At 71.9% G+C, this 23,970-nt stretch carries 22 protein-coding genes and 1 pseudogene; 9 read left to right on the top strand and 14 right to left on the bottom strand.

The window, feature by feature from the left end:
* Positions 1-52 precede the first annotated feature (52 nt).
* On the bottom strand, positions 53-739 hold the full coding sequence (locus DMA15_RS07185) for a response regulator (RefSeq protein WP_125511819.1): 687 nt from the start codon (positions 737-739) through the stop codon (positions 53-55).
* A 140-nt stretch (positions 740-879) separates the two neighbouring features.
* Here DMA15_RS07185 and DMA15_RS07180 point away from each other — a divergent pair, with 140 nt between their 5' ends.
* The 3 genes from DMA15_RS07180 to DMA15_RS07170 are packed head-to-tail and all read left to right on the top strand — an operon-like array spanning position 880 to position 3,894.
* Complete coding sequence (locus DMA15_RS07180) at positions 880-1,863, top strand: tripartite tricarboxylate transporter substrate binding protein (RefSeq protein ID WP_164551703.1); 984 nt, start codon at positions 880-882, stop codon at positions 1,861-1,863.
* Complete coding sequence (locus tag DMA15_RS07175) at positions 1,860-2,390, top strand: tripartite tricarboxylate transporter TctB family protein (RefSeq protein ID WP_125511817.1); 531 nt, start codon at positions 1,860-1,862, stop codon at positions 2,388-2,390. Before DMA15_RS07180 ends, DMA15_RS07175 begins: the two co-directional genes overlap by 4 nt.
* A gap of 1 nt (position 2,391) precedes the next feature.
* Positions 2,392-3,894 (top strand): tripartite tricarboxylate transporter permease, encoded by a 1,503-nt coding sequence (locus tag DMA15_RS07170; protein ID WP_125511816.1) that lies wholly within the window; start codon positions 2,392-2,394, stop codon positions 3,892-3,894.
* A 6-nt stretch (positions 3,895-3,900) separates the two neighbouring features.
* Here DMA15_RS07170 and DMA15_RS36565 read toward each other — a convergent pair whose 3' ends face one another.
* Complete coding sequence (locus DMA15_RS36565; RefSeq protein ID WP_164551702.1) at positions 3,901-4,041, bottom strand: hypothetical protein; 141 nt, start codon at positions 4,039-4,041, stop codon at positions 3,901-3,903.
* Positions 4,042-4,235: 194 nt separating this feature from the next.
* Between DMA15_RS36565 and DMA15_RS07165 the strand changes: the two are divergent.
* Positions 4,236-4,739: pseudogene (locus DMA15_RS07165) on the top strand (NUDIX domain-containing protein); the annotation flags it as partial.
* Between the two features lie 25 nt (positions 4,740-4,764).
* Here DMA15_RS07165 and DMA15_RS07160 read toward each other — a convergent pair.
* Entirely contained in the window at positions 4,765-5,265 is a 501-nt protein-coding gene (locus DMA15_RS07160; RefSeq protein WP_125511814.1) for a DUF402 domain-containing protein, read from the bottom strand.
* Positions 5,246-6,184, bottom strand: coding sequence for a GNAT family N-acetyltransferase (locus DMA15_RS07155; protein ID WP_125511813.1), 939 nt, complete (start codon positions 6,182-6,184; stop codon positions 5,246-5,248). Before DMA15_RS07155 ends, DMA15_RS07160 begins: the two co-directional genes overlap by 20 nt.
* A 71-nt stretch (positions 6,185-6,255) precedes the next feature.
* Between DMA15_RS07155 and DMA15_RS07150 the strand changes: the two genes are divergently transcribed.
* Both DMA15_RS07150 and DMA15_RS07145 read left to right on the top strand, forming a co-directional pair.
* Positions 6,256-6,636 carry a GntR family transcriptional regulator gene (locus DMA15_RS07150; protein ID WP_164551701.1) on the top strand — a complete coding sequence of 127 codons (381 nt, stop codon included), beginning with the start codon at positions 6,256-6,258 and terminating at the stop codon, positions 6,634-6,636.
* A gap of 97 nt (positions 6,637-6,733) precedes the next feature.
* On the top strand, positions 6,734-7,306 hold the full coding sequence (locus DMA15_RS07145; protein ID WP_125511811.1) for a putative immunity protein: 573 nt from the start codon (positions 6,734-6,736) through the stop codon (positions 7,304-7,306).
* On the opposite strand, the gene DMA15_RS07140 is transcribed toward DMA15_RS07145, so the two are convergent.
* Positions 7,297-8,391 (bottom strand): DUF5925 domain-containing protein, encoded by a 1,095-nt coding sequence (locus tag DMA15_RS07140; protein ID WP_125511810.1) that lies wholly within the window; start codon positions 8,389-8,391, stop codon positions 7,297-7,299. The genes DMA15_RS07145 and DMA15_RS07140 overlap by 10 nt on opposite strands.
* Positions 8,392-8,546: 155 nt before the next feature.
* On the opposite strand from DMA15_RS07140, the gene DMA15_RS07135 reads away from it, so the two are divergent.
* Positions 8,547-9,968, top strand: coding sequence for a xylan 1,4-beta-xylosidase (locus tag DMA15_RS07135; RefSeq protein ID WP_125511809.1), 1,422 nt, complete (start codon positions 8,547-8,549; stop codon positions 9,966-9,968).
* 55 nt (positions 9,969-10,023) lie between these two features.
* On the opposite strand, the gene DMA15_RS07130 is transcribed toward DMA15_RS07135, so the two are convergent.
* From DMA15_RS07130 to DMA15_RS37350, 6 genes are all read right to left on the bottom strand, one after another.
* Positions 10,024-13,800: a lipopolysaccharide biosynthesis protein gene (locus DMA15_RS07130; protein ID WP_240660168.1), complete on the bottom strand. Its 3,777-nt coding sequence runs from the start codon at positions 13,798-13,800 to the stop codon at positions 10,024-10,026.
* 82 nt (positions 13,801-13,882) lie between these two features.
* Entirely contained in the window at positions 13,883-14,695 is an 813-nt protein-coding gene (locus DMA15_RS07125; RefSeq protein ID WP_206302671.1) for a polysaccharide deacetylase family protein, read from the bottom strand.
* On the bottom strand, positions 14,692-15,711 hold the full coding sequence (locus tag DMA15_RS07120) for a glycosyltransferase family 2 protein (protein WP_125511807.1): 1,020 nt from the start codon (positions 15,709-15,711) through the stop codon (positions 14,692-14,694). The genes DMA15_RS07125 and DMA15_RS07120 overlap by 4 nt, the downstream gene beginning before the upstream one ends.
* Positions 15,708-16,541: a glycosyltransferase family 2 protein gene (locus DMA15_RS07115; protein WP_125511806.1), complete on the bottom strand. Its 834-nt coding sequence runs from the start codon at positions 16,539-16,541 to the stop codon at positions 15,708-15,710. Before DMA15_RS07115 ends, DMA15_RS07120 begins: the two co-directional genes overlap by 4 nt.
* A 360-nt stretch (positions 16,542-16,901) precedes the next feature.
* Positions 16,902-18,002: a GNAT family N-acetyltransferase gene (locus DMA15_RS07110; RefSeq protein ID WP_125511805.1), complete on the bottom strand. Its 1,101-nt coding sequence runs from the start codon at positions 18,000-18,002 to the stop codon at positions 16,902-16,904.
* 1 nt (position 18,003) lies between these two features.
* Entirely contained in the window at positions 18,004-18,501 is a 498-nt protein-coding gene (locus DMA15_RS37350; protein ID WP_240659699.1) for a hypothetical protein, read from the bottom strand.
* A 235-nt stretch (positions 18,502-18,736) separates the two neighbouring features.
* Here DMA15_RS37350 and DMA15_RS07100 point away from each other — a divergent pair, with 235 nt between their 5' ends.
* Positions 18,737-19,546 (top strand): SGNH/GDSL hydrolase family protein, encoded by an 810-nt coding sequence (locus DMA15_RS07100; RefSeq protein WP_125511804.1) that lies wholly within the window; start codon positions 18,737-18,739, stop codon positions 19,544-19,546.
* Here DMA15_RS07100 and DMA15_RS07095 read toward each other — a convergent pair.
* Positions 19,530-21,269: a serine/threonine-protein kinase gene (locus tag DMA15_RS07095; protein ID WP_125511803.1), complete on the bottom strand. Its 1,740-nt coding sequence runs from the start codon at positions 21,267-21,269 to the stop codon at positions 19,530-19,532. The two genes, DMA15_RS07100 and DMA15_RS07095, sit on opposite strands and share 17 nt — an antisense overlap.
* 275 nt (positions 21,270-21,544) lie before the next feature.
* On the opposite strand from DMA15_RS07095, the gene DMA15_RS37345 reads away from it, so the two are divergent.
* Positions 21,545-21,814 carry a hypothetical protein gene (locus DMA15_RS37345; protein ID WP_078593835.1) on the top strand — a complete coding sequence of 90 codons (270 nt, stop codon included), beginning with the start codon at positions 21,545-21,547 and terminating at the stop codon, positions 21,812-21,814.
* A gap of 165 nt (positions 21,815-21,979) precedes the next feature.
* On the opposite strand, the gene DMA15_RS07085 is transcribed toward DMA15_RS37345, so the two are convergent.
* Together DMA15_RS07085 and DMA15_RS07080 are read right to left on the bottom strand one after the other, a co-directional pair.
* Entirely contained in the window at positions 21,980-23,188 is a 1,209-nt protein-coding gene (locus tag DMA15_RS07085) for a type ISP restriction/modification enzyme (protein ID WP_125511802.1), read from the bottom strand.
* 25 nt (positions 23,189-23,213) lie between these two features.
* Positions 23,214-23,963: a GntR family transcriptional regulator gene (locus DMA15_RS07080; RefSeq protein ID WP_125511801.1), complete on the bottom strand. Its 750-nt coding sequence runs from the start codon at positions 23,961-23,963 to the stop codon at positions 23,214-23,216.
* Between the last annotated feature and the right edge of the window lie 7 nt (positions 23,964-23,970).

Genomic DNA, 23,970 nt, shown 5'->3' with positions numbered 1-23,970 from the left:
CCACCCGGCACAAGCAAGCACCCGGCTTAAGTAACCGGTGCACGCGGCGGGCTCACCCCACCCACCGGTACCGCCGCTCCGGCCGACCCGTCCCCCCATAGCGGAGCGTCACCTCGGCGCGGCCCGTGTCCGCGAAGAACTCCAGGTAGCGGCGGGCGCTCACGCGGGAGAGGGAGCCCTCGCCCGCGCACTCCGAGGCCGACAGGCCCCCGGGGTGGTTCCGCAGGGTCTGCTCCACCAGCTCCGCGGTGTGTGCCGCGAGACCCTTCGGCAGGTCTCGGGAGCCGGGCGGGCGCGTGCCGAAGAGGTGGTCCACGTCCTCCTGGCGGGCCTCGCGCAGTCCGTCGAGGCGGGCCCGGAGCGCCGCGACGTGCCGCAACTGCTCGTGCAGGGCCGCCTGGTTGAACGGCTTGATCAGATAGTGCAGGGCCCCCGCCCGCAGCGCCGCCCGCACGACCTCCGCGTCCCGCGCGGCCGTGATGAACAGGGCGTCCACCGGCTCCCGCCCCGGATCACGCTCCTCGGCCGCCCGCAGCTCCCGGAGCACCGCGATCCCGTCCATGTCGGGCAGATAGACGTCGAGGAGCACGAGGTCGGGACGGAGCCGCTCGGCCGCCCCCAGCGCCTCGGCGCCGCTGTGGGCGACGCCGGCCACGGTGAATCCGTCCACCGCGGCGACGTACCGGCCGTGCAGCCGGGCGACCATGAAGTCGTCGTCCACCACCAGGACCCTTGTCATCGCCGCAGGCTATGGGCGCGACCACAACGACCACAACGTCCGTTGATTCCGGAAGAGAGACAGGTTGTTAACGCCCGGGCAACATGTGGGCCACCTCACATCCCTGCCCACTCCGACGTAACCGACAGGTGGTGGCACACGTGCGCCCGCGCACCCCCCTCGCCCTGCTCGGCGCCGCCCTGCTCGTGCTCGTGGCGCCGCCCCTGCTCACCCCGGGCAGCGGCGCCGAGACCGGCACGCGGATCCCCGGCCTGCGCCTCATGGTCCCCAACACCCCCGGCGGCGGCTACGACATCACCGCCCGCACCGCCGCGAAGAACGCCGAGGACGCGGAACTCACCCACAACATCGAGGTGTTCAACCTCCCCGGCGCCGGCGGCACCGTCGGCCTGACCCGGCTCGTCGGCGAGCACGGCAACGGCAAGCTCGCCATGTCCATGGGCCTCGGCGTCGTCGGCGCCGCCCGCTCCAACCACTCCCCGAAAACCCTCGCCGACACCACCCCGATCGCCCGGCTCACCGAGGAGCAGGACGTCGTCGTGGTCGCCAAGAACTCCCCGTACAAGACCATCGAGCAGCTCGTCGCGGCCTGGAAGAAGAACCCCGGCAAACTGCCCGTCGGAGGCGGCTCCGCACCCGGCGGACCCGACCACCTCGCCCCGATGCTGATGGCGCGCGCCGCCGGAATCGACCCGAAGAAGGTCAACTACGTCCCCTTCGACGGCGGCGGCGAACTGCTCGCCTCGATCCTCGGCAGCAAGGTCTCCTTCGGCGTCTCCGGAGTCGGCGAATACCTGGACCAGATCAAGTCGGGGGAGCTGCGCCTGCTCGCCGTGACCGGCCCGAAGCGGGTGCGCGGCCTGGACGGACCCACCCTCAAGGAGTCCGGCTACGACGTGGCCTTCACCAACTGGCGCGGCATCGTCGCCCCGCCCGGCCTCAGCGACGCCGAACGCGAGAAGCTCACCGGACTCTTCCGCGAGCTGCACGCCTCACCCGAGTGGAAGAAGTCCCTCAAGACGAACGGCTGGGACGACGCCTTCCTGACCGGCGACGAGTTCGGCGACTTCCTGGACGCCCAGGACAAGCGCGTCGTATCCGTGCTGAAGGAGCTGGGACTGTGACCGCGACCGACGTGCCCCCCGCCGAGCGCGGCCGCCGCGCCTGGCTGCGCGAACACTCCGAACTCGGCGTCTGCGTACTCCTGCTGCTCCTCGGCGCGCTCGTCCTCACCGACGCGCTCACCATGGACGTGGAGATCACCCAGCGCGGCCCCATCGGCCCGAAGACCGTGCCGGTCGCCGTCGGCACCGGCCTCCTCGTCGTCGCCCTGCTGCTCGCCATCGACGTACTGCGCGGCGGCCGCGGCGAGGCCGAGGGCGGCGAGGACATCGACCTGTCCGAACCCGCCGACTGGCGCACCGTGCTCCTCCTCGCGGGCGTCTTCCTCGCCACCGCCGTCCTCATCGAACCCCTCGGCTTCCCCATCGCGGGCGCACTGCTCTTCTGGGGCTCCGCGTACGCGCTCGGCAGCCGCCACCCCGACCGCGACCCGCTCATCGCCGCCGTCCTCTCCGTCCTCACGTACGTGGTCTTCAACAACCTGCTCGGTGTGCCCCTGCCGGGCGGCCCCCTGATGGGAGTGCTGTGACATGAACGCCTTCAACTCCCTCATCGACGGCTTCGGAACGGCCCTCACCCCGCTGAACCTCCTGTGGGCTGCGGTCGGCGTACTCCTGGGCACCGCCATCGGCGTCCTCCCCGGCATCGGCCCCGCCATGGCCGTCGCCCTGCTGCTCCCCGTGACGTACGGACTCGAACCGACCGGCGCCTTCATCATGTTCGCGGGCATCTACTACGGGGCGATGTTCGGCGGCTCGACGACCTCGATCCTGCTCAACACCCCCGGCGAGAGCGCCGCCGTCGTCGCCGCCATGGAAGGTCACCCGATGGCGAGGGCGGGGCGGGGCGCGCAGGCCCTCGCGGCCGCCGCCATCGGCCACTTCGCGGGCGGCATGATCGGCACGCTCCTGCTGGTCGCGCTCGCGCCGACCGTCGCCGACCTCGCCGTCGGCATCGGCGCCCCCGACTACTTCGCGATCATGGTGCTCGCGTTCGTCGCCGTCACCTCGGTCCTCGGCTCCTCCCGCATCCGCGGCCTCGCCTCGCTCCTGATCGGTCTGACGATCGGCCTGGTCGGCCTGGACCAGATGACGGGCCAGCAGCGGCTCACCTTCGGCTCGCTCCAACTCGCCGACGGCATCGACGTGGTGATCGTCGCGGTCGGCCTCTTCGCGATCGGCGAGGCCCTGTGGGTCGCCGCGCACCTGCGCCGCACCGGCGCCGAGGCGATCCCCGTCGGCCGGCCCTGGCTCGGCAGGAACGACGTACGCCGCACCTGGAAGTCATGGCTGCGCGGCCCGCTCATCGGCTTCCCGTTCGGCGCGATCCCCGCGGGCGGCGCGGAGATCCCGACCTTCCTCTCCTACGTCACCGAGAAGCGGCTCTCGAAGCACAAGGAGGAGTGGGGCAAGGGCGCCATCGAGGGAGTCGCGGGCCCCGAGTCTGCGGCGTCCGCGTCGGCGGCCGGCACCCTCGTCTCCATGCTGACGCTCGGCCTGCCCACCACCGCCGTCGCCGCCGTGATGCTCGCCGCCTTCCAGCAGTACGGGATCCAGCCCGGCCCGCTGCTCTTCGAACGCGAACCCGACCTGGTGTGGGGCCTGATCGCGTCCCTGTTCGTGGGGATGGTGCTCCTGCTCGCCCTGAACCTCCCCCTCGCCCCCCTCTGGGCGAAGCTGCTGCGCGTCCCGCGGCCCTACCTCTACGCGGGCATCCTGTTCTTCGCGGCCGTCGGCGCCTACGCGGTCGGCGGCGAACCGGCCGACCTCGTCATCCTGCTCGTCATCGGCCTCATCGGCTTCGGCATGCGGCGCTACGGACTGCCCGTCCTGCCCGCCGTCATCGGCGTCATCCTCGGCCCCAACGCCGAGCAACAGCTGCGCCGCGCCCTGCAGATCAGCGACGGCGGCGTCGGCGGGCTCGTCGACACGCCCTTCTCCGTGACGGTGTACGGCCTCATCGTCGTGATCGTGGCGTGGCCGTTGCTGACGAAGGCGCTGGCGCGGGCGCGGAGACGTGACGGCGGCGCCTGACCGGGCTCACCCGTCGGGCCACCAGGTCCGCTGGATGTCCTTGCGGACCTCCGGCCTCTCCCGTGGCTGGACCTCGGCCTCTTGGCGTTCCCGCACCCGGCGGCTGACGGGCTTGACCGCGGGCTTGTGCGTGGTGACTCGGCGCATGGCTGCCTCCCTGCCTTACCGATGTCCATCGAAGCCCCGTGCTAGACCTCCGCGGGCCGCCTTTTTGATCGAACACCGTTCGCGGCGGTACCGGACCCGTTGTCAGTGGTGCGTGCCACGATCGGGACATGACGCCGAACGAGCCCGCCGCGGGGACCGACCGGGTCGGAGCGCGGCCAGTGACACCCGCCGCCCCGCACCGGCACGCGGAGATCGTCGACGTCCACCTCATCCTGCGCCGGGGTGAGGAGGTGCTGCTGGCCCGCCGCGCCAACACCGGGTACGGCGACGGGCTGTGGAACCTCCCCTCGGGACACGTGGAGGACGACGAGGACGTCCGCGCGGCGATGATCCGTGAGGCGCGCGAGGAGATCGGCCTCGACCTCACCCCGGCGGACCTGCGCGCGGAAGCGGTCGTCCAGCACCGGGGACCCGGCGAAGCGCCGCGCATGGGCTGGTTCTTCACCGCGGAGTACGGCGCGGGCGGCGAGCCCTTCAACGCCGAACCGCACAAGTGCGCGGAGCTGGCCTGGCACACCCTCACGGCCTTGCCGCACGACATGGTGGCGTACTGCCGCGAGGGCCTGACCGCCTGGCACAGAGGCGACCGCTTCACACTGCACTGGCAGCCGGACGACACCCCCATCGCGTACGACCCCGAGCAGCGCACCGCCGCCATCCCCCTGGGCCCGCAATGAGCCGGCACGCCGACCGGTTGGGCCGTCAGAGCGTGCCCAGAAGCCTCTCGCGGGCCAGCGACTCCAGTTCCGTGAGGGCGTGGCGGGCCGCGGTGGCCGCCGGCGGGTCCGTGGTGGGGAGGCCGCTCGCCTCGAACTCGTCCTCGTCCAGGCGCAGCACGGTGCTCGCGTCGGCCGAGCACCACAGGTCGAGGTCCAGGTCCTCCACGGTCAGGGTCGCGCCGTCGCGGACCGCGGGGCGCGTCACGTCGCAGTACCAGCCCTTGAGCGTGCCGTCGGCGGCGTACACCTCCTTGATCGCGTACCAGCGGTCGCGCCAGTAGTGCTCGGTGAAGACGTCGCCCGGCTCGAAGCGGACGAAGCCGAAGTCACGGACGCCGGGGGCCGCCCAGGGGGCGCGGACCGTGATCCGTGTGCCGTCGTCGTGGAGGAGTTCCGCGGGGTAGCGGATCTTGGTGCGGCCCGCCTTGACGAGGGCGATCTCCACGGTGGTGGGGCGGTGCCCGTCAGGTGAGGTCCCGGACATGGCGCACCTCCGTCCCGCAGATCTCGTAACCGAACCACCGGTTGATCGCCAGCATCGGTTCGTTGCCCGCGTCGTTGCCCGTGAACGCCTCCGTGCAGCCGGCCGCGCGGGCGCGGTGCAGGGAGTCGTTCTTGACGAGCTTGGCGAGGCCCCGGCCGCGGTGGGCACGCGCGGTGCCCGTCATCCCGGAGCCGTAGCGGCCCGCGCCGTCCGTGCGGGGCAGGGTGAAGGCGGCGGGGCGGCCGTCCACCAGGGCCACCGAGGTCAGCTCGTGGCTGACCAGCGGATGGCGCCAGGTCTCGGCGAGCCAGTGCTCGTAGTCCGTGAACTCCGCGGCCACGTCGCTCGGTTCGTCCGCCACGGTCTCCGCGTCGAGCGCGAAGAGCGGCCGCGGGTCCTGCGCGAACACCGAACCGCTGACCAGCTCCACCCCCGCGGGCGGCGCCTGGCGGGGCGGCAGCGTGCCGTGCGCCAGGTCGAGCCGGAGGAAGTGCGCGCGGCGGCTGGCGCGATAGCCGCGGCGGGCGGCGAAGGCGAGGTTCGCGGGATCGTCGAGCACCCAGGAGTAGACGGCGTTGGCGCCCTCTCCCGCCAGGTACTCCTCCGCCGTGCGCAGCAGGAGCGTGCCCGCACCGGCGCCGAGCCGCCGCGGATGCACATAGACGTTGGCGAAGCCCTGGCCGGGCTCGGGGCTGTCGTGGGCGACGCCCACCTGCGCCGTGCCGATGATCTCGCCGTCGGCCTCGGCGACCAACTGCCGGTAGCGGGAGTCCGGATGGGCGTGCGCGCGGTCGAACGCGACCGACTCGGGGGTGGCGAGCATGGCGGGTACGCACGCACGGCGTACGGAGGCGAAGCCCGCGTCGTCCGCGGCGGCGGCCGGGGCATCGGAGCTGAGGGCTCGGACGATCACAGTCATGGGGCCGCACGGTACGCGGGGCGCGCGCCGGGGTGCCTCCCATTTTCCGGCCCGTACGGGAGAATCGCCCCGTGACTTTGAAGATCGACATCGATGAGGGCGCGGGCGACGCGCCGTACGAGCAGGTGCGGGCCCAGATCGCCGGGCAGGCGCGGTCGGGCGCGCTGCCCGTCGGCTACAAACTGCCCACGGTACGGGGGCTCGCCCAGACCCTGGGCCTCGCGGCGAACACGGTGGCCAAGGCGTACCGGGCACTTGAGGCCGACGGCGTCATCGAGACCCGGGGCCGCAACGGCACCTTCGTCGCCGCCGCCGGGGACGCCGCGGCGAAGGAGGCCTCCACCGCCGCGCAGTCGTACGCCGAGCGGGCCAGGCGGCTCGGCCTCTCCGAGGAGGACGCGCTGGCCGCGGCGCGGGACGCGCTGCGCGCGGCGTACGGGGCGTCCGGGTAGAGACCCGGGTTGAGGCTTCCCGGCCCGAGAGTGCAGGAGCACAGGGGGAGCATCGCTCAAAGTCTCAACCGGTATTTCAAAGATACGATCGAGATCCATGAGCAGCGAGAAAACCCGGGAAAGCAAGGGCGTTCAGGAATTCGCGCTGAGCGAGGAAGACCGCCGTTCCGTCACTCTCTGGGCCGTCACATGCGCCGCCAGGGCGCTGCCGCTCTTCGAGGCGAAGGCCCCTTCCGACACCCGTCCGCGCGAGGCGGTCGAGGCCGCGAGGGCCTTCGCACTCGGCGACCGGCGGACCGTGCGGCTGCGCACCGCCGCCTGGGGCGCGTACGCGGCCGCGCGCGAGGTCGGCGATCCGGCCGCCGCGGCCGCCGCACGCGCCGCCGGTGGCGCGGCGGGCGCCCCCTACCTCCACCCGCTGGCCACCCCGCACCAGCTGAAACACGTCCTCGGGCCCGCGATGTACCTGGCGCGGGCCCGCGAGTGCGCCGAGGGCGACGACCCCGGCGTCGGTGACGACGAGGTCCGCTGGGCGCTGGAGCGAGTGCCGCCGGAGGTCCGCGTGGTGGTCGCACGGATGCCGGCCGGCAGACCGGGCCGCACCCGGCTCGGCGCCCTCCACCGCCAGCTCGAAGCGGGCCTGCGGGCCTGCGGCGGGGGTTACAGGTAGAGCCCCGCGTCCGCACCCTCCCGCTGGTCGGGGACCGAGGTAGGCGACGTACCCCGGCGCAGCGCGAAGAGTTCGGCGAGGGTGGCGCCCTCGCGGGAGACGCCCTCCTCCGTGCCGAGCCACTCCACCGCCTCGGGCCGGGTCAGCGCGCCGACCTCGATGCGGGCCAGACACCGGCCGGGCCGGACGACCGCGGGATGCAGCCGCTCCAGGTCCTCGTTGGTGGTGACGCCGACCAGGACGTTGCGCCCCTGGCCGAGGAGGCCGTCCGTGAGGTTGAGCAGCCGCGAGAGCGCCTGCCCCGCCGTGTGCTTCGCCTCGCCGCGGATCAGCTCGTCGCAGTCCTCCAGGAGCAGCAGCCGCCAGCGCCCCTTCGCCGTCCCGTCGTCCTCGCCGATCGCGATGTCCATGAGATAGCCGACGTCACTGAACAACCGCTCCGGGTCGAGGACGCAGTCCACCTGGCACCAGTCCCGCCACGACCGCGCGAGCGTCCGCAGCGCCGACGTCTTGCCCGTGCCCGGCGGGCCGTGCAGGAGCAGCAGGCGCCCCGAGATGTCCTCGGGGGTCGTTTTCATCAGCTTGTCCATGGCGTCGGCGACCGGCGCCGTGTAGTTGGGCCTCACCTCTTCCCACGTACCGGCCGAGATCTGCCGTGTGGTGCGGTGCGGGCCGCGCCGCGGCGAGACGTACCAGAACCCCATGGTCACGTTCTCCGGCTGGGGCTCCGGCTCGTCCTGCGCGCCGTCCGTGGCCTGCTTCAGGACCTTCTCCGCGAGGTCGGCGCCGGTCGCCGTGACCGTGACGTCCGCGCCGCGGTTCCAGCGGGAGACCAGCAGTGTCCACCCCTCGCCCTCGGCGAGCGTCGCGCTGCGGTCGTCGTCCCGCGCCGCCCGCAGCACCCTCGCCCCGGGCGGCAGCAGCGTGGAGCCCTTCTTGACGCGTTCGATGTTCGCGCTGTGCGAGAAGGGCTGCTCGCCCGTCGCGAAGCGGCCGAGGAACAGCGCGTCCACGACATCCGACGGGGAGTCGCTGTCGTCGACGTTGAGCCGGATCGGCAGGGCGTCGTGAGGGTTGGCAGACATGCCGACATGATCCGCCACGCACGCGCTCCCGCGCACCCGGTTTCCGCAGGATGATCCCCGTACGCCGTCCGCACTCCCGGGCGCCCTGGACGCCGCGAAGAGCAGTGGTGCGGAACCTGTCCTACCACCTACCACCACCGATACGCTTGTCGCTGATGGGACGTCATGGGTGGTTTTCGGGGGCACGGCGGTGGCGCCTCACCGCACTGCTCGGAGTCGGTCTGGCCGTACTGGCCCTGGTGATCACGTTGCTCAACACACTGCCCGGGGACGGCGGCAGCACCGCCGGCACCACCCCGGACGGCGACAAGGTGCACGGCACCCCCGCGGTCCCGTCCGGCGAACCGGAACCGGAGGCCGGCTGGGGCTTCACCCACACCCAGTACAGCGCGGACGAGGGCGAGCAGGACGCGGTCGAGCGCGTCCGCGCCGAACTGGCCTCCCAGGGGCGGCCCATCCCGCAGATCCAGCACATCATGGGCTGGGGCGCGGGCAATCCGGAACCGGTCGACGGCCGCTACGACTTCTCCGACATGGACCGCAGGATCGACTTCGTCCGGGCGAGCAAGGGCACGCCCGTGGTCACGCTGTGCTGCGCCCCGGACTGGATGAAGGGCGGCGAGCCCGGCGCGGACAACACCGACTGGAGCCAGGAGGCCCTGGAGACCGCCCCGGAGCCCGCGCACTACGACGACTTCGCGCGGCTCGCCGCGACGATCGCCAAGCGCTACCCCGACGTACGCCACTTCATCGTCTGGAACGAGTTCAAGGGCTTCTGGAACGACGAGAAGGCCCGCTGGGACTACGAGGGATACACCGAGCTGTACAACCTCGTCTACGAAGAGCTGAAGAAGGTCAACAAGGACATCATGGTCGGCGGTCCCTACCTGGTCATGGACAGCATCGACCCCCGCCAGACCGAGAACGCCTCGCAGGTGGAGGGCCCCTGGGGCCGGCTAGACCAGCGGCCCCTGGACGCCTTCACGTACTGGAACGAGAACAAGAAGGGCGCGGACTTCATCGTCGTCGACGGCGCCAGCTACACCGCGGACGACGAGCTGCTGCCCGACGAGTTCAAGGCCACCGACAAGTTCACGGCCGTCGGCGAGTGGGTGCGCGAGCGGACCGGCGACCTGCCCCTGTGGTGGGCCGAGTACTACGTGGAGCCCGGCGACAGCCAGGACAACCGCGACGACTGGTCCGAGGCGCACCGCGTGGCCGTCCACGCGTCGGGCCTGATGGCGATCGCCCGCGGCGGCGCCACCAGCGGCTTCTACTGGAACCCGCAGAAGCGGGGTGAAAAGTGCGCGGGCTGCCTGTGGACGGCCACCCAACAGGCCGACGGCGGGGTCAAGTTGCCGATGCTGGAACTCATCGAGCGGTTCGGCACGGAGTTCGGCCCCGGCACCCGGTACGAGACGGTGACGGTCGCCGCCGACGACCGCGCGAACGTCCGCGTCCTCGCCGACGACGAGGCGGTCCTCGTGGTCAACACCCTCGACCGGCAGATCAGCACCAAGGTCGACGGGCGGCGGCTGACCCTGAAGGGGTACGAGGTGAAGTGGCTCAAGCGCTGAGCCACGCGCACCACCCGCCGCACGCGCACCATCCGCCCCTCACACCATCCGCCGCTCACGCCATGGTCACGAACCGCTGTATCAGGGACGCGAAAAGCACCGCGAGCAACGGCAGCGAGAACCAGAAACTGCTCTGCAGCCACCGCTGCTGGCGCACGCTCGGCGCCGCCGCGACCCGCACCACCTCGCGCGTGGTGAGCAGCAGCACGAGCGCGACGGCGGAGAGCGCGCCCACCACCGTCCACGGCGTCCACGTCACCTTCGGCCCGACCGCCCCCGGATCCGCCTTCGGCGCCGCGCCGTCCGGCCGCTCACGCAGGCTGTAGAGGGTCGCGTCGTCGTTGGTGAGGACCTTCTTCAGCTCCCGCCGGTCGTCGAGATGGCGGATGAGCCGCGGCTCCCACGTCTTCGCGTAGCCCGCGTCCAGCTCCAGATAGGTCGACTGACCGCGGTTGATCATCAGATACGAGTTGGGCCCCGCGTCCTTGAGCGCCTTCACCAGGCCGGAGACCAGGACCGGGTCGGCGGGCGCGAGCGTGGGGACGTACTCGACCTTCTCCATGTCGCGGGTGCCCCACGGCATCGCGGGCGTCACGTTGTTGACCGTGTCGTTGCTCATCCACAGCAGCCGCACGGTCGGATCGGCGTGCGCGTACACGTACTCCATGGCCGTGACCTCGCCGGGCCGGATGCGCTCGAAGGACTCGTTGCCCCAGCGCGCCACCAGGAAGCCGCCCATCAGGACGAGCCCGGCCATCAGCGCGGCAAGCGGCGCGAGGCTCACCCGGTCGCGGTCCCGCTCCTTCGCGGTGACGCCCGCGCGCGGGAACAGCGCGAGCCCGGCGAGCAGGGCCGCGCCGGGCAGCGCGAACATGAAGACGCGCAGGGCCATCTCACCGCCGTACGACTGCATGCCGAAGCCGAGGAACGGCACGAAGGTCAGGACGAGCAGCGAGCGCTCGCTGCACCTGTAGAAGCGCCGCCGCCACCAGCCCCAGCAGGCGAACGCCATCACACCGCCGGCCATCGCCACGCGCACGTACAGCACGAGCTGGTGTGTCGAGCTGCCGCCCTCGATGCGCCCGGAGACCGAGGACGACACATTGCCGCCGACGCCGCCGACCCCGCCGAACAGTTCGTTGAAATGCCCCGACCAGTACGGCTCGGCGAGGAAGCCGAGCCATACGACGACCATCACCCCGAAGAGCATCGGCAGGCCGCGCAGCTCCGAGCGCCCGATCAGGACGAGCACCGCGAGCACGCCGAGCATCACGAACGGCGTCAGCTGGTGCGCGGGCACGGTCGCCGAGAAGAGGCCCACCAGGACGAGGAGCAGCACCGCGCGCTCCCCGCGGCCCGTCGGCTCGACCTCGCTCTCGCCGGGCCGCCGCTTGGCCCACAGCACGCGTGGGGCGCGGAACCACACCAGGAGTACGGCGACGAAGGCGATGTAGAGCAGATACGTGAAGCCCTGCGGGGAGAAGTAGTCCTGGCCGACCCAGCCGCTCAGCACGAAGATCCACAGCCCCGCCCACTTGGCGCGCCAGGCCGCCCGCATCGAGCGCACGAGCAGGAACATCGGCGCCAGATAGAGCAGTTGCATGGCCGTCGGCCACCAGCGGATGACCTCGGTCATGTCAGAGACGCCGCACGCCTTCGCGACGAACGTGGCCGCGGCGAAGAAGCCGGGCCAGCTCCAGCGCGCGTCCAGATCGGGCACCGCGGTGCCGGTCCGGTCGATGTACTCCATGAAGCCCAGGTGCTGCCAGGCCGTGGCGAACCGCGGCTCGGTCTCGATGACCGCGGGCAGCGCGTGCAGCGACACGACCGTGGCGAGGAGTGTCACCAGGAGCAGGCCCTTGATCGGCCGGTCCATCCAGAGCAGTACGGCGAACACGACGACCAGCAGCGCGGCGCCGAGCAGCGTCGGCGCGGGCAGTACGGAGATCAGGCCGAGCCCGCCCATGTCGTCCAGGTCCCGCTCGCCGAGGCCGAGGACGGGCACCCAGTACAGGGCGAGCGCGGCGGCGAGCAGCAGCGCCATGACGAGGACGCGCAGGCGGGAGGGGTGCGGGTAGGCCGATGCCTCCTCGGCGGGCGGCGGCTCGGCGGACGGCGGCTCCGCGGGCGGCGGTTCCGAGGGCGGCGCCTGCCCCGGCCCCTCCCGCTTCGCCACGCTCTCCTCGGCATGGGGCGTCTCGGCGAGGGACGCCTCGGAGGCGGACGGCTTCTCGGCCACGGACGCCTCGGAGGCCGATGGTTTCCCGGTCACGGACGCCTCGGAGGCCGACGGCCCGGCGGCCGGGGTTCTCAGCGCCCAGGTGGGCCGGTGCTCCATGTCGTCCGCCTCGCTCTTGGGGCCGGGCCGCACGTCCGGCCTGCGCTCCTGGTGTTCGAAGTCGAGCTGCACGGCCAGCTGGAGGGTGTCCGAGTCCAGTGACTCCCGCAGCGCCCACGCGGGCCCGTGATGCTCCTTGCGCCCGGCGCCCTCGGCCCGCCCCGCGGGCACGTCCGGCGTCCCGAGGTCGGCGAGGTCCCCGTCGGGGGCCGCGCCGCGGCCGGGCCCGTCGGCGGGAGCCGCCCGCATCACGCGGTACAGCTTGGGCGCCGCGATCGCCACGATCACCGCCAGGCTGGAGATCTCCGCGATACCCGCGCCGGCCAGCCCCATCCGCGGCAGCAGGATCAGCGTGAGGGAGAGGACCAGCACGCACAGCAGGCCCTGGAGCCAGGCGATCCCGGACGTCTTGCTCTGCGCCCGCCGCACCGCGAAGTACGTCTCCATGACGACCCGAAGCAGCGCCCCCACCACGAACCAGCGCAGCAGCGGCGTCGCGGCGTCCGCGTACCCCTGGCCGAACATGCGCAGGACGAGCGGCGCGGCCAGGAAGAGCACGGTGCACACCGGCAGCATGATCAGCGCCATCCGCCGCAGCGCGGCACGGGTGTTGGCGGCGAGCAGCGCCGGGTCGTGCGCGCCCTCGACGGTCAGCGAGGCGCCCATGTTGATGGCGAGGAGGTTGACGGTCCCGCCGATGGTGGTGGTGATGTAGAAGTACGCGTTGTCGACCGAGCTGACCTGCGAGGCGACGATCACCGGGACGAGGTAGACCACGGCGAGCGAGAAGAGCGAGCCGGTGTAGTCACCCGCGAGGAAGCGGCCGATCTCGCGCAGCGTCGGCGGTTTCGTCCGGCCGGCGGTCGCCTTCACATGGCGGGGCACCAGGCGCCGGAAGACCAGCCAGCCGAGCGGGATCACCGATATGAGGATGGAGGCGACCCAGGAGACGAAGACGCCCGCGGTGGGGATCGCCGCGGCCATCGCGATGAGCAGCACGAGCTTGGCGACCGAGAAGGCGGTGTTGCCCACGGGCACCCAGAGCGCGTTGCGCAACCCGGTCAGGACGCCGTCCTGCAAGGTCAGGACCGACCAGGCCACGACGGCGAGGACGAATCCGACGCCGTGCACGGGACCGTGCAGGAAGCGGTACGAGGGCCCCCATAAGTTGAGCGTGAGCAGGAAGACCACCGCGGCGAGCGCCACGGCCACCGAACTGCCCGCGTACGTACGGAAGATGAGCTTGCCCGTGGCGCGGCCCGCGATGGGGATGAACCGCGCCAGGGCGCCGGTGAGCGTCAGGGCGGCAAGCCCCGCGAGGAGCTTCATCGCCGCGATCGCCGCCGAGCCCTGGCCGACCGCCGACTCCGAGTAGTACCGCGCGGCGGCCAGCCAGAAGCCGACACCGAGCACGCCGGAGATGCCCGTGTTGAGCATCAGCGCATAGGCGTTGCGGAACAACGGGCTGCCGCCGCCCCCGCCGGGCAGCCGCATTCTGCGCGGCCTGCCGGACTTGCCGGACGGTGGCCGACCCCCCGTGTGTGTGGCGGAGAAGTCGGCCTGGGCGGTGGTCGTGTCAGACACGGGAACTGATGGCCTTCCGGCGGACCTGTCGGGCTCGGCGGACCATGGCGTACCCCTTGGTCAGGGCATGGTCCCTGGCGAACATGCGGGAGAGGGCGCGGCCCTCCACGAGCCGCTCGAACTCCTCGGCTCCGGTGGATCGTCGCACGGTGACCCGCCGCAGCGCGTACGGGCCCTGGGTGCGGCGGGCCAGGGTGTTGCCGACGACGACCGACTGGACGAAGCCCGCCTCCCGCACCCGTCCGCGCACCCGGCGGCTGGAGTAGCCGTACGGGTACGCGAAGGAGGCGGGCCGGGTGCCCAGCTCGTCGGCCACGATGTCATGGCAGCGGCGCAGCTCAGACCGCAGCTCGGCGTCGCGCAGTTGGTCCAGCTCGGGGTGGGTGTGGCTGTGCGCGCCGACCTCCATCCCCGTGGCGGCAAGCTCGCGCACCTGGTCCCAGTCGAGCATGACGTCGAGGCTGCCGCCGGTGTAGTGCTCCCCGCGGAGCCAGCCCGTCGTGACGAACAGGGTGGAGGCGAAGCCGTGCTCGGCGAGCACGGGCAGCGCGTGCCGGTGTACGCCCTCATAGCCGTCGTCGAAGGTGATCAGGACGGGCCGCTCGGGCAGTGCCGCGCCCCGCGCGCGCCACGCGGCGGCGAGCTGGGCGGTGGTGAGCGGGGTGAAGCCGCGCTCGCCGAGCACCTCCATCTGGTGAGCGAAGGCGTCGGGCGACACCGACAGGTCGTGCGTCGCCGCACTCGGCAGACGCGCGATCGAGTGGTACATCAGGATCGGCACGGGTCTGCCGCTCGTGTCGCTCATGTGACAGCCCCCTCACCGCCCGTGCGGTCCACGTCCGCCGCCCTGTCGGCGATCTCCACGACGGAGAACGTGGCACCTCCCCTGCGTGCGCGGACACTGCCGAGTAAGTACCCTCCGGCCGCGGCGGCCACCCCCGCCACGATGGCGCCCGCGCGGCCCGCGCCGCCCGGCCGCCCGAGCACGGCGTCCCGCAGACCGCGGCCCACCCCGGCGGGCAGGACGCGCGTGGTGTAGCGCCGCTCGGACTCAAGCCCCTTGCCGGCGCCGACACTCCGCGAGACCAGCGCCTTCGACAGGCCCTCCGCGTACGTCCTCGAACGGAAGTAGCGGAACCGCTCCCTGGCCGCCGGCACCCGGTGGTGGATCACCGAGCGGTCGTCGATCAGCAGGACCGCGTCCGGCTCGGCACGGGAGAGCCGGATGCAGAACTCCGTCTCCTCGCAGCCGAGCGGCCGCTTGTCGCCGTCCCGGCCGATGCCGGTCGCGAAGCCGCCCGCCACGTCGAAGGCGGAGCGCCGGAAGGAGGCGTTGCCGCCGAGGACGTTGCGCACCCGCGCGCGCCCCTCGGGATGCCCCTTGTACGTACAGCCGACGACCCAGTCGAACTCCTCGGGGAACCAGCCGGGACGCCGTCCGGACTCCCACAGCGGCATGGTGCGCCCGCCGACGGCGAACACCCGGGGATCCTCGTACGCCTCGGCGAAGTGGCGTAGCCAGTCCCGCTCGGCGACGGCGTCGTCGTCGAGGAAGGCGATGACCGAACCGCGCGAGGCCGCGATGCCGGTGTTCCGTCCCGCCGACAGGCCGCGGGGGCCCGCGTTGGCGAGCACCCGCACCCCCTCGGTCTCCTTGTACTCCCTGGCCAGCCGGTCCAGGAGCGAGACGTTGTGATCGACCACCAGCAGCGTTTCCAGCGCCGGCAGCGACTGCGCGCGCACCGAGGCGACCGCCGCGAGGATGTCCTCCCAGCGGTCCTCGGTGTACACGCAGATGACAACGGAAATGTCTGTGGTCAAGACACCTCTCCCTGGCCCGTGCGGAAGGGTAGGCCTCGCGCCACCTTGCGCCGCCCGCCGCGCCTGCCGCGGCTCGAGCGCTCGGCGAGGATCACCTTCAGTACGCGGAGGCCGTCCCGGACGGCCCTGAGGTTGCTGGTGCCGTGGATCCGCAGATACTCGTGGCTCGGGATCTCCTGCACCTTCAGCCCGGCCTTGACCACCCGGATGTTCATCAGGGTCTCGACCTCGAAGCCGGTGCAGTCGAGTTCGATCTTGTCGAGGCAGTGCCGCCAGAAGGCGTTGTAGCCGTAGCAGAGGTCGGTGTAGCGGGCGCCGAACTTGGCGTTGACGACGGAGCACAGGACGTGGTTGCCGAGCTTGCGGATCGGCGTCATGTCGTCCGTGCCGCCGCCGTTGGCGAAGCGGGAGCCCTTGGCGAAGTCGGCGCCCGAGACGAGGGCGGAGACGTAGGAGACGATTTCGTTGCCGTCGGCCGAGCCGTCGGCGTCGACCATCACGATGATGTCGCCCGTGCACGCGGCGAAGCCGGTGATCAGGGCGTCGCCCTTGCCCTTGCCGAGCTGGCGGACCACCTTCACGTCCGGCCACAGCTCGCGGGCCACGGTCACCGTGTCATCGGTGGAGTTCCCGTCCACGAGAACGACCTCGTGGATCCAGTCGGGAAGTGTCTTGAAGACGTAGGGAAGATTCTCCGCCTCATTCATGGCGGGAATCACCACACTCACCGGCGGTGTGATCGCCAAGTGTGTGGAGATCGGGCGGTAGTTCCTGGAGATTTCGTCTAACGGGTCCTGGCCGGCATCCGCCGGGCGAACAAATGAAGTCATGAGTCGGTGGTCCCTCTCGTCCGGTGGACCGCCCGCCCCCGGGCAGTCCGGTAATTGATCCGGTTCGAAAGGGGGGTACTCACTTGAGCATGCCGAAATGGATCTCCGTGCATGCCGAGTGAGCTGGCATTGCGCGGCACGTAACCCGGCTGAAGAGCGATCACCGGGCACGGCACCCCCCTACCGCGCCCCGCAACAGGCGCATCGCGATCTTGAGCCCTCCCCTGATCGCATTGCGTGATGGGCCGTTGCGGGTGGATGTACGACGGTATTGATGATGGAGACTGTATGGCAAGACCGGGAATATGGCCTCACGTTCTGCATGATTCGAGCAATCTATGCGGTCACATTCGGACTGCTCTATTCCCTGCTCAACGATCGGATTTTGCCCATCCGCTTGAGCAGTTTGTCGGCCGGTGCGAACAATTCCGGCCTGGACAGCACGGTGTTCCGCAGCGCCCGGACCGGAGCGCGGTGCGCCCTGTGTCCGAGAGCCACCGGATGGCGCAGTGCCACCCACCCCTCGGACACGGTGAGTTCGCGTGTCTTCAGGGAGTCCTTGTATTCCTTCTGGCCACGGCCGAGATCCAGGTATCCGATGCCGTCGGCGGCGGCCGCCTCGGCCATGCGCAGATGCAGCGCCAGGCCGGGCGAGTACTTCGAGAACGCCGGGTCGTACGCGGGGAACCAGCAGGCGAGCACCCGCTCGCTGCGCAGCCCGAAGTGCGCGGCGACCGGCACGTCGGCCGCGTACAGCACCGACAGGATCCCGGCGAACGACTCGGTCCTGGTGTGGAAGAGCCGGCGCACCAGCTCCCTGATCCAGGGGTGCGCGAACCGGTCGCTGCGGCCTGTCCTGCGGTACTGCGCGGACTTCCAGGCCATCAGGGTGGCCAGGGCCCGGGGGTCGCGCTCGTCATGGACATAGCGCACCGCTCCGTGGTCGCGGCCGAGCTTGCGGTCCTTGGCAAGGGTCGTGCGGGTGAACTTGGGTGAGCGCTCACGGAGTTGGCCGAGATAGGACTCGTACCCCTCGTCGATGTCCATGACGGGGGAGGGGAAGGAGCCGCGGGCCCCTGCCTCGAAAGGCCCTTGCCCGCCGACCAGATGGTCGAACTCCCACACCGCGAGCCCGCAGGCCCGCAGCAGCTCCCGGGCGTCCCAGCGGAACCCCGGGCGGTGCACCAGACCCTGGCAGTCCGAGACGCCGAGCCCGATGGCCCGGCCCACCCCGGTGACGGATCTGTGGAAGGGGAAGAACGCCGCCGGTTCGCCGCCTTCGCGTACGACGGCGATCCGCACCCCGTGCCGCTCGTGCCCGGTGGCGAGCGCGAACTCCGGGGCGAGGAACGGATTGGCCAGCTCGGGTGAGCCGTGGAGATGGGCCTTGGACTGCATCGCGGTCCACGCCGCCCGGTCGGCGGCGGTCAGCTCGCCGGGGCGGTGCACGGTGATGTTCACGTCAGGTGGTCCGCCTTCTCGCCGTACGGCGGTGCAGGCGCACCGCCACTACCAGCAGAAGAGGGAGCGCGCTCAGCGCGGTGACGGTGACAACCCCGCCGCGCACCGACCACATGTGCAGCGCCAGCATCCCCTGCGCCACGAGGAGGTTGACCGCGACGGCACCGGCCACGGAGGCCACGACGCGCCCCCACGGCGCGAGCGTCCCCAGCGCGGCGGCGATCGCCGCGCCGGGCGCGGCGAGGAGGAAGAAGAGGGTGAAGGGCCCGCGCAGCGGCGATGCGAGGTCGGCGAGCGCGAGCGTCGCGCCGACGGCCCCCACGGCGACGGCCACGCCCGCGAGCAGCGGCAGCAGATCCCTGCGGCGGTCCTGCCCGCCCTCGCTCCCGGTGATGTCCCCGGCGTCTTGCCCGGTGTCTATCGCGGTGTCTATCTCAGTGTGTTGCTCGATGTCCTGCCCCGTGCCTGATGACGACGGCTTGAACCTGGTGGTCTGCATTGGCGACTTTGCCCCCCGACGCGCCGGATGCCGGGCTTCAATGTCGCGCAGTCCCCGGCGAGCCGTCAAGACGCAATGGAACCGTGCAGATGTTCCCCGCCAGACTTCCGTGGCGCAGGTGAACTCACCGTGTGCGGCGGGCAATTGGTTGAGGAATTTGTTGACATGGACACTATCGGCGGGCGGGGGTGCGTGCTACCACGGACGTGGCGGAAACCCTGCTAAGGGAGGTTCCATGAGATTGTCCCGAACCACGGCATACCTGTCCTCGCTCCTCCTCTCCATCGCCTTCGCCCTCACCGGGGCCACGGCGGCACAAGCGGACCAGTCGGCGGCCCCCACCGGCTATGTGGCGCTCGGTGACTCCTATTCGTCGGGTGTCGGCGCGGGCAGTTACGACAGCGGAAGCGGCTCCTGCAAGCGCAGCACTCGCGCCTACCCCGCTCTCTGGGCGGCCGCCCACTCACCCTCCAGCTTCCACTTCACCGCTTGCTCGGGCGCTCGTACGGGTGATGTCGTGGCGAACCAGCTGGGCCCGCTCGGCTCCGGCACCGGCCTCGTCTCCGTCTCCGTCGGCGGCAACGACGCGGGCTTCGCGGACGTCATGACGACCTGCGTACTCCAGTCCGAGAGCAGCTGCCTCTCCCGCATCGCCCAGGCGCGCGCGTACGTCGACTCGACCCTCCCCGGCAACCTCGACAAGGTCTACTCCGCGATCAAGGCGAAGGCCCCCGCCGCCCGCGTGGTGGTCCTCGGCTACCCCCGCTTCTACAAGCTGGGCGGCTCCTGCACGGCCGGTCTCTCCGAGCGTGAGCGGGCCGCCATCAACGACGCCGCCGACTACCTCAACACGGCGACCGCCAAGCGCGCCGCCGACCACGGCTTCACCTTCGGTGACGTCACCGGCACCTTCACCGGGCACGAGATCTGCTCCGGCAGCTCGTGGCTGCACAGCGTGAACTGGCTCAACATCGGCGAGTCCTACCACCCCACGGCCGCCGGACAGTCCGGTGGCTACCTCCCCGTCTTCACCTCGGCGGCCTGACCACCGCCTGCTGGAAGTTCGCGTGCGGCGTGGAGGAGGTCCCGCCGGTCGGGGTCTCCTCCTCGCACGTGACCGCGTACGCCACCGCGTTGGAGGCCGCCTCCACCGGCTCGCGCACCTGCACGCTCATCGAGTTGGTGTGCGTCCCGCCCCCCGGTTCGTACGCCGTCTCGACATGACTCACCTGCCGCGTCCTGTTGCCTCCGGAGGCGAACGTCAGCGTCTTCCATCCCGGGTCGCCCGGTTCGCCGGATTCGGTGACCCAGCGGTACTCGACGGCGGCCGGGAGGCGTCCCACCGTGAACGTGGCGGTGAACGACGGCGCTTGCCCCGCCGTCGGCGGACAGGGGCCCTCGTACTGCGTGTGGGCTCCGGAGAGGTGCACCTTCACGGTCTGGGCGGGCGGAGCGGTCGTACCGCCACCGCCCCCGCCCCCCTCGTCGCCTCCGTCACCCCCTTGGGTGGAGCCGCCGTCGCCGCCGCCCTCGCCCGGGGAGCCGTCCGAGGAGTCCCCGCCGCCGTCGCCCCCGTCCGAGCCGCCCCCGTCCGAGCCGCCCGCGTCCGAGCCCCCCGAGGTGTTGCCGCCCTGGTCCTTGCCGCCCGAGGACCCGTCGCCCTCCGCCTGGCCGCCGCTCTCCGAACCGCTACTGGCGCCACCGCCGTTGTCGCGGTTGACCAGGGCATACGTGAGTCCGGCCACGGCCAGCGCCAGCACGATGAGCCCCGCGATCAGGGCGATCGCCGTGCGGCGGCGGCGTACCGGCTCGGTCGTCGTGGTGTCCGCGGGGGCCGGGGCGGGCTGGGGGGAGGGCACGGGGAGCGGCGTGGGCGGAGTGGGCCCGGCAGGTGTGCGTTCGGCCGTGACGGTCGGCAGGTGGGGGAGCGGGGCCCCGGCGAGCGGCCTGCCGCCCGAGACGATGAGCCGCAGATCGCGCTCGGCGTCCGCGGCGGGCATCCGCTCGTCCGGGTCCTTGCGCACCAGTCCCTCGATGACCGAGGTGAGCGGGCCCGCGTGGCGGGCGGGCGGCAGCTCCTCGTCGACGACCGCGCGCAGCGTGCTCAGCGGGGTGTTCTGGCGGAAGGGCGAAGTGCCCTCGACGGCCGCGTAGAGCAGGACGCCGAGCGACCACAGATCGGAGGCGGGGCCCGGCCGCCGGCCCAACGCGCGCTCCGGCGCGAGGAATTCGGGCGAGCCCACGACCTCCCCGGTCATCGTCAGCGCGGAGCTGCCCTCGACCATCGCGATACCGAAGTCGGTGAGGACCACCCGGCCGTCGTTGGCGATCAGTACGTTGCCGGGCTTGACGTCGCGGTGCAGGACCCCGGCGTCATGGGCGGCGCGCAGGGCGGCGAGCACCTCGGCGCCGATCCGGGCGACGCGCTGCGGGGGCAAGGCCCCCTCCGCGTCGAGCACGTCGGCCAGCGAGAGCCCCCGCACCAGCTCCATGACGATCCAGGGGCGGTCCTCCTCCGTCGCCACGTCATAGACGGTGACGACATTGCGGTGCGGGATGCGGGCGGCGGCCCAGGCCTCCCGCTCCAGGCGGGCGTAGAGCCGGTCCACCTCGCCCGCGGGGAGCCCGGCGGGCGCGCGCACCTCCTTGACGGCGACCTCGCGCCCGAGCACGTCGTCCCGGGCCCGCCACACGGTGCCCATCCCGCCCTCGCCCAGCGGCGCCAGGAGGCGGTACCGCCCGGCGATCACACGCTCTGGCCGGCTCACGGGTGTCCCCCATTCGCAGCGGTGCGATTCTCCACAAAAGTAGCAACTCCCCGTGGGTATGACGACAGGTGAGATAGCCCACGTGGGAGCCGCCTGGACCGGAGGGGTCTTGAGCTGTATGTCCAACTCGCCCTGTAATCAGTCGTATTCGGAGAGCAGTCGTCAACCCCCTTGCGGGGGAGGTGAATCCTGCGCCCGGGATACACGTGTGTCACGACGGGGCGATAGGGTTAACCTGCCCTGGGCCGGGTGCCCTCGTACGGGTGGGGAGTGACATGGAACAGATAACGGTGCGCAGCAGGGCGCGTGTCCCTGCGATCACTTGTGGGAGCAGCGCGAGCAGCTCACGTCTCGATCGTCATCTCTCGGTGCTGGGCGGCCCCGCCGTCCCGCAGCGCGAGTCGCACGAGGCGACGCTGCTGATGCGTGAGCTCACCTCACGTGACACCACGCGCGCCCGCAGCAGCAGGGGTGCCCGAGTGAGGCATGTCTCGCTCTTCGCGCCGCTGCGCAGGCTGCGGCGGTCGCTTTTCGGCGGTCGCTGACCACGGGTGGTCCCCGGGACTGAGCCGCCGCTCCGCGGCGGGTCTTTCCCACCCACCCGTGCAACCCCTCCCCGCGTCACCCCCGATGACAACCTTGTCATGCACGCCCACACCCACCCGCATGACCGGTGCCGACCCGCATGGGTCGGCACTAGAGCGTCGGCGCTAGAGCAGCGCGAACTGCCCCTCCGGTCCCTCCTCGTGGTGATCGAGGACGGACGCCGGCCGCCGTGCGCCGTCGGGCACGGGCAGGACGCCCGCCCGCCGCAGATCCTCCCCGGTGACCGACTCGTCGAGCGCGTCCCGCAACTCCCGCTGGCGCGGCGCCACTTCCGCGACCAGCGCGAGGATCGTGATCAGTTCGAGCAGTTCGGAGGTCCAGGCCTGCGGCCACGCCGCGGGCGCGATCGCCTCCAGCGTCCCCGGCTCCGCCTCCGCGCCGCCCGCGCGCTGCCCGAACCACCGCTCCAGCACCCGCACCCCGCTCACCTCGAACTCCCACGCCTCCTTCGGCACCGGCGAGATGACACCTTCCTCGCCCACTCGAAGGAGTTGTTCCGCGGCGTCGTACGCCAATGAGCGGGGGCGCGCGGGCAGCGGCGCCCGGACATAAGGCCTGCGCCCCCCGGGGAGCTTCGGACGCTCCCCTTCGCCGCGCAGATGGAGCCGCAGCAGCCGCTCCCCGATGTCCACGCCGCGCGCCCAGAGGCCGCCGTCGGCCGTGAGCGGCACGCGGCAGCCCGCCGCCGAGCCCGACCCCACGGCGAGCACCCAGGCGAGCAGCGTCCGAGCCGTGACCTCCTGGCCGAGCAGCCCCGCCAGATACCCGAGCAACCCGGGCGCCACGTTGGGCTCCAGGCCCCCGGGGCGGCGGAACAGGGGCCGTACGCGGCCGGGTCGCCCGGCCGGTGAGCGCCCGTCCGGCAGTACGGCCGACGCGAGCACCGCGGGCCCCGCGGCCCCGGGAACGTAACCCTGTTCGACCACGAAGAGCTGGCCCTCGCCCGCGACCCGCCACAGCTCGGGGCGGGCCACGTCGAGGAGGCGGTGGTCGGGGATCAGCCACTGCACGTCGAAGGGGCCGTGGGCGACGCGGACGGGCTCGGGGCAGGGGCCGGACTCCCTGGCCAGCCGGCCCGTACCGCCGTGGTGGCCCGGGAGTTGGGCGACCGCGGTGTGCAGCGTGCGGGAGCGGGTCGGGCGGAAGAGGGTCTCGCGGGCCGCCTCGTCCGCGCGGAGGAAGGCCGCCCAGCGGGCCTTCAGGGATGCGGCGTCCGGTCCCATCGGCCACCCGCGGCCGGGCCGGAGCGGTGCGACGGACCACGGCATGAGGTCCGCGAGCAGCGGCGCTTCGTCGTGCGTCACGCCCGGCATCGTACGACGTGTCCGCCCGGGCCCGTCAGGTCGCTTCGAGCGTGACCGAGAAGGAGAAGCGGTCCCCGCGGTAGTGGATGCGGGCCACGTCGAGGGCGCGGCCGTCCTCGTCGTAGGTGACGCCGGTGTAGTGCAGGATCGGGCTGAGCAGCGGCACCTGGAGGAGGCGGGCGGTCTCCGGGTCGGCGAGCGTGGCCTCGACGGTGTCCGTGATGCGGCTGATGCGCGCCCCCACCACATCGCGCAGCACCTTCGTCATCGGCCAGCGCACCAGGTCGTCCAGGTCGATGCGGGCGGCAAGCTCGGGGCGGACGAAGTTGCGGGCGTGGTTGGTCGGTTCGCCCGTCTTCTCGTCGCTGCGCAGCCGGTGGTACGTCGCCACCTCCACCGAGTCCGGGAAGTACGGGGCGAGTTCGGCGGGCGGGGGAGCCGTGCCGTGGTCGAGCAGTTCCGTGATCATGCCCGACTGCTGGGCCACGATCGCGTCGACCGAGCCGAGCAGGCGGACGGGGGAGCCGCGCCGGGCGGTCGGCTCGATGAAGGTGCCGCGCCTGCGGTGGCGGGTGATCAGCCCCTCGTCCTCCAGCTCCTTGAGCGCCTGCCGCATGGTCAGCACGCTCACTCCGTAGTGCCCCGCCAACTGCTCCTCGGTGGGCAGCCGGAGCGGGGCCTCGGGGGTACGGCCGAGTATCGAGGCGCGCAGGGACTGCGACACCTGATACCAGAGTGGCAGCTTCCGATTCAGGACGATCGAGTCCGGGGCGAAGGCGGTCACGGTCTCT

This window comes from Streptomyces sp. WAC 01529 (assembly GCF_003945545.1).
GTDB lineage: Bacteria > Actinomycetota > Actinomycetes > Streptomycetales > Streptomycetaceae > Streptomyces > Streptomyces anatolicus.
The sequence above is the reverse complement of the archived record's forward strand: the minus strand, read 5'-3'. Positions and strand labels throughout refer to the sequence as shown.

Excerpts from the sequence above, each read along its gene's own strand:
- DMA15_RS07130 (WP_240660168.1), bottom strand. The coding sequence starts at position 13,800 with ATGCGGCTGCCCGGCGGGGGCGGCGGCAGCCCGTTGTTCCGCAACGCC.
- DMA15_RS36565 (WP_164551702.1), bottom strand. The coding sequence starts at position 4,041 with ATGCGCCGAGTCACCACGCACAAGCCCGCGGTCAAGCCCGTCAGCCGC.
- DMA15_RS07100 (WP_125511804.1), top strand. The coding sequence starts at position 18,737 with ATGAGATTGTCCCGAACCACGGCATACCTGTCCTCGCTCCTCCTCTCC.
- DMA15_RS37345 (WP_078593835.1), top strand. The coding sequence starts at position 21,545 with ATGGAACAGATAACGGTGCGCAGCAGGGCGCGTGTCCCTGCGATCACT.
- DMA15_RS07185 (WP_125511819.1), bottom strand. The coding sequence starts at position 739 with ATGACAAGGGTCCTGGTGGTGGACGACGACTTCATGGTCGCCCGGCTG.
- DMA15_RS07140 (WP_125511810.1), bottom strand. The coding sequence starts at position 8,391 with ATGTCTGCCAACCCTCACGACGCCCTGCCGATCCGGCTCAACGTCGAC.
- DMA15_RS37350 (WP_240659699.1), bottom strand. The coding sequence starts at position 18,501 with ATGCAGACCACCAGGTTCAAGCCGTCGTCATCAGGCACGGGGCAGGAC.
- DMA15_RS07125 (WP_206302671.1), bottom strand. The coding sequence starts at position 14,695 with ATGAGCGACACGAGCGGCAGACCCGTGCCGATCCTGATGTACCACTCG.
- DMA15_RS07160 (WP_125511814.1), bottom strand. The coding sequence starts at position 5,265 with ATGTCCGGGACCTCACCTGACGGGCACCGCCCCACCACCGTGGAGATC.
- DMA15_RS07115 (WP_125511806.1), bottom strand. The coding sequence starts at position 16,541 with ATGACTTCATTTGTTCGCCCGGCGGATGCCGGCCAGGACCCGTTAGAC.
- DMA15_RS07170 (WP_125511816.1), top strand. The coding sequence starts at position 2,392 with ATGAACGCCTTCAACTCCCTCATCGACGGCTTCGGAACGGCCCTCACC.
- DMA15_RS07085 (WP_125511802.1), bottom strand. The coding sequence starts at position 23,188 with ATGCCGGGCGTGACGCACGACGAAGCGCCGCTGCTCGCGGACCTCATG.
- DMA15_RS07155 (WP_125511813.1), bottom strand. The coding sequence starts at position 6,184 with ATGACTGTGATCGTCCGAGCCCTCAGCTCCGATGCCCCGGCCGCCGCC.
- DMA15_RS07135 (WP_125511809.1), top strand. The coding sequence starts at position 8,547 with ATGGGACGTCATGGGTGGTTTTCGGGGGCACGGCGGTGGCGCCTCACC.
- DMA15_RS07145 (WP_125511811.1), top strand. The coding sequence starts at position 6,734 with ATGAGCAGCGAGAAAACCCGGGAAAGCAAGGGCGTTCAGGAATTCGCG.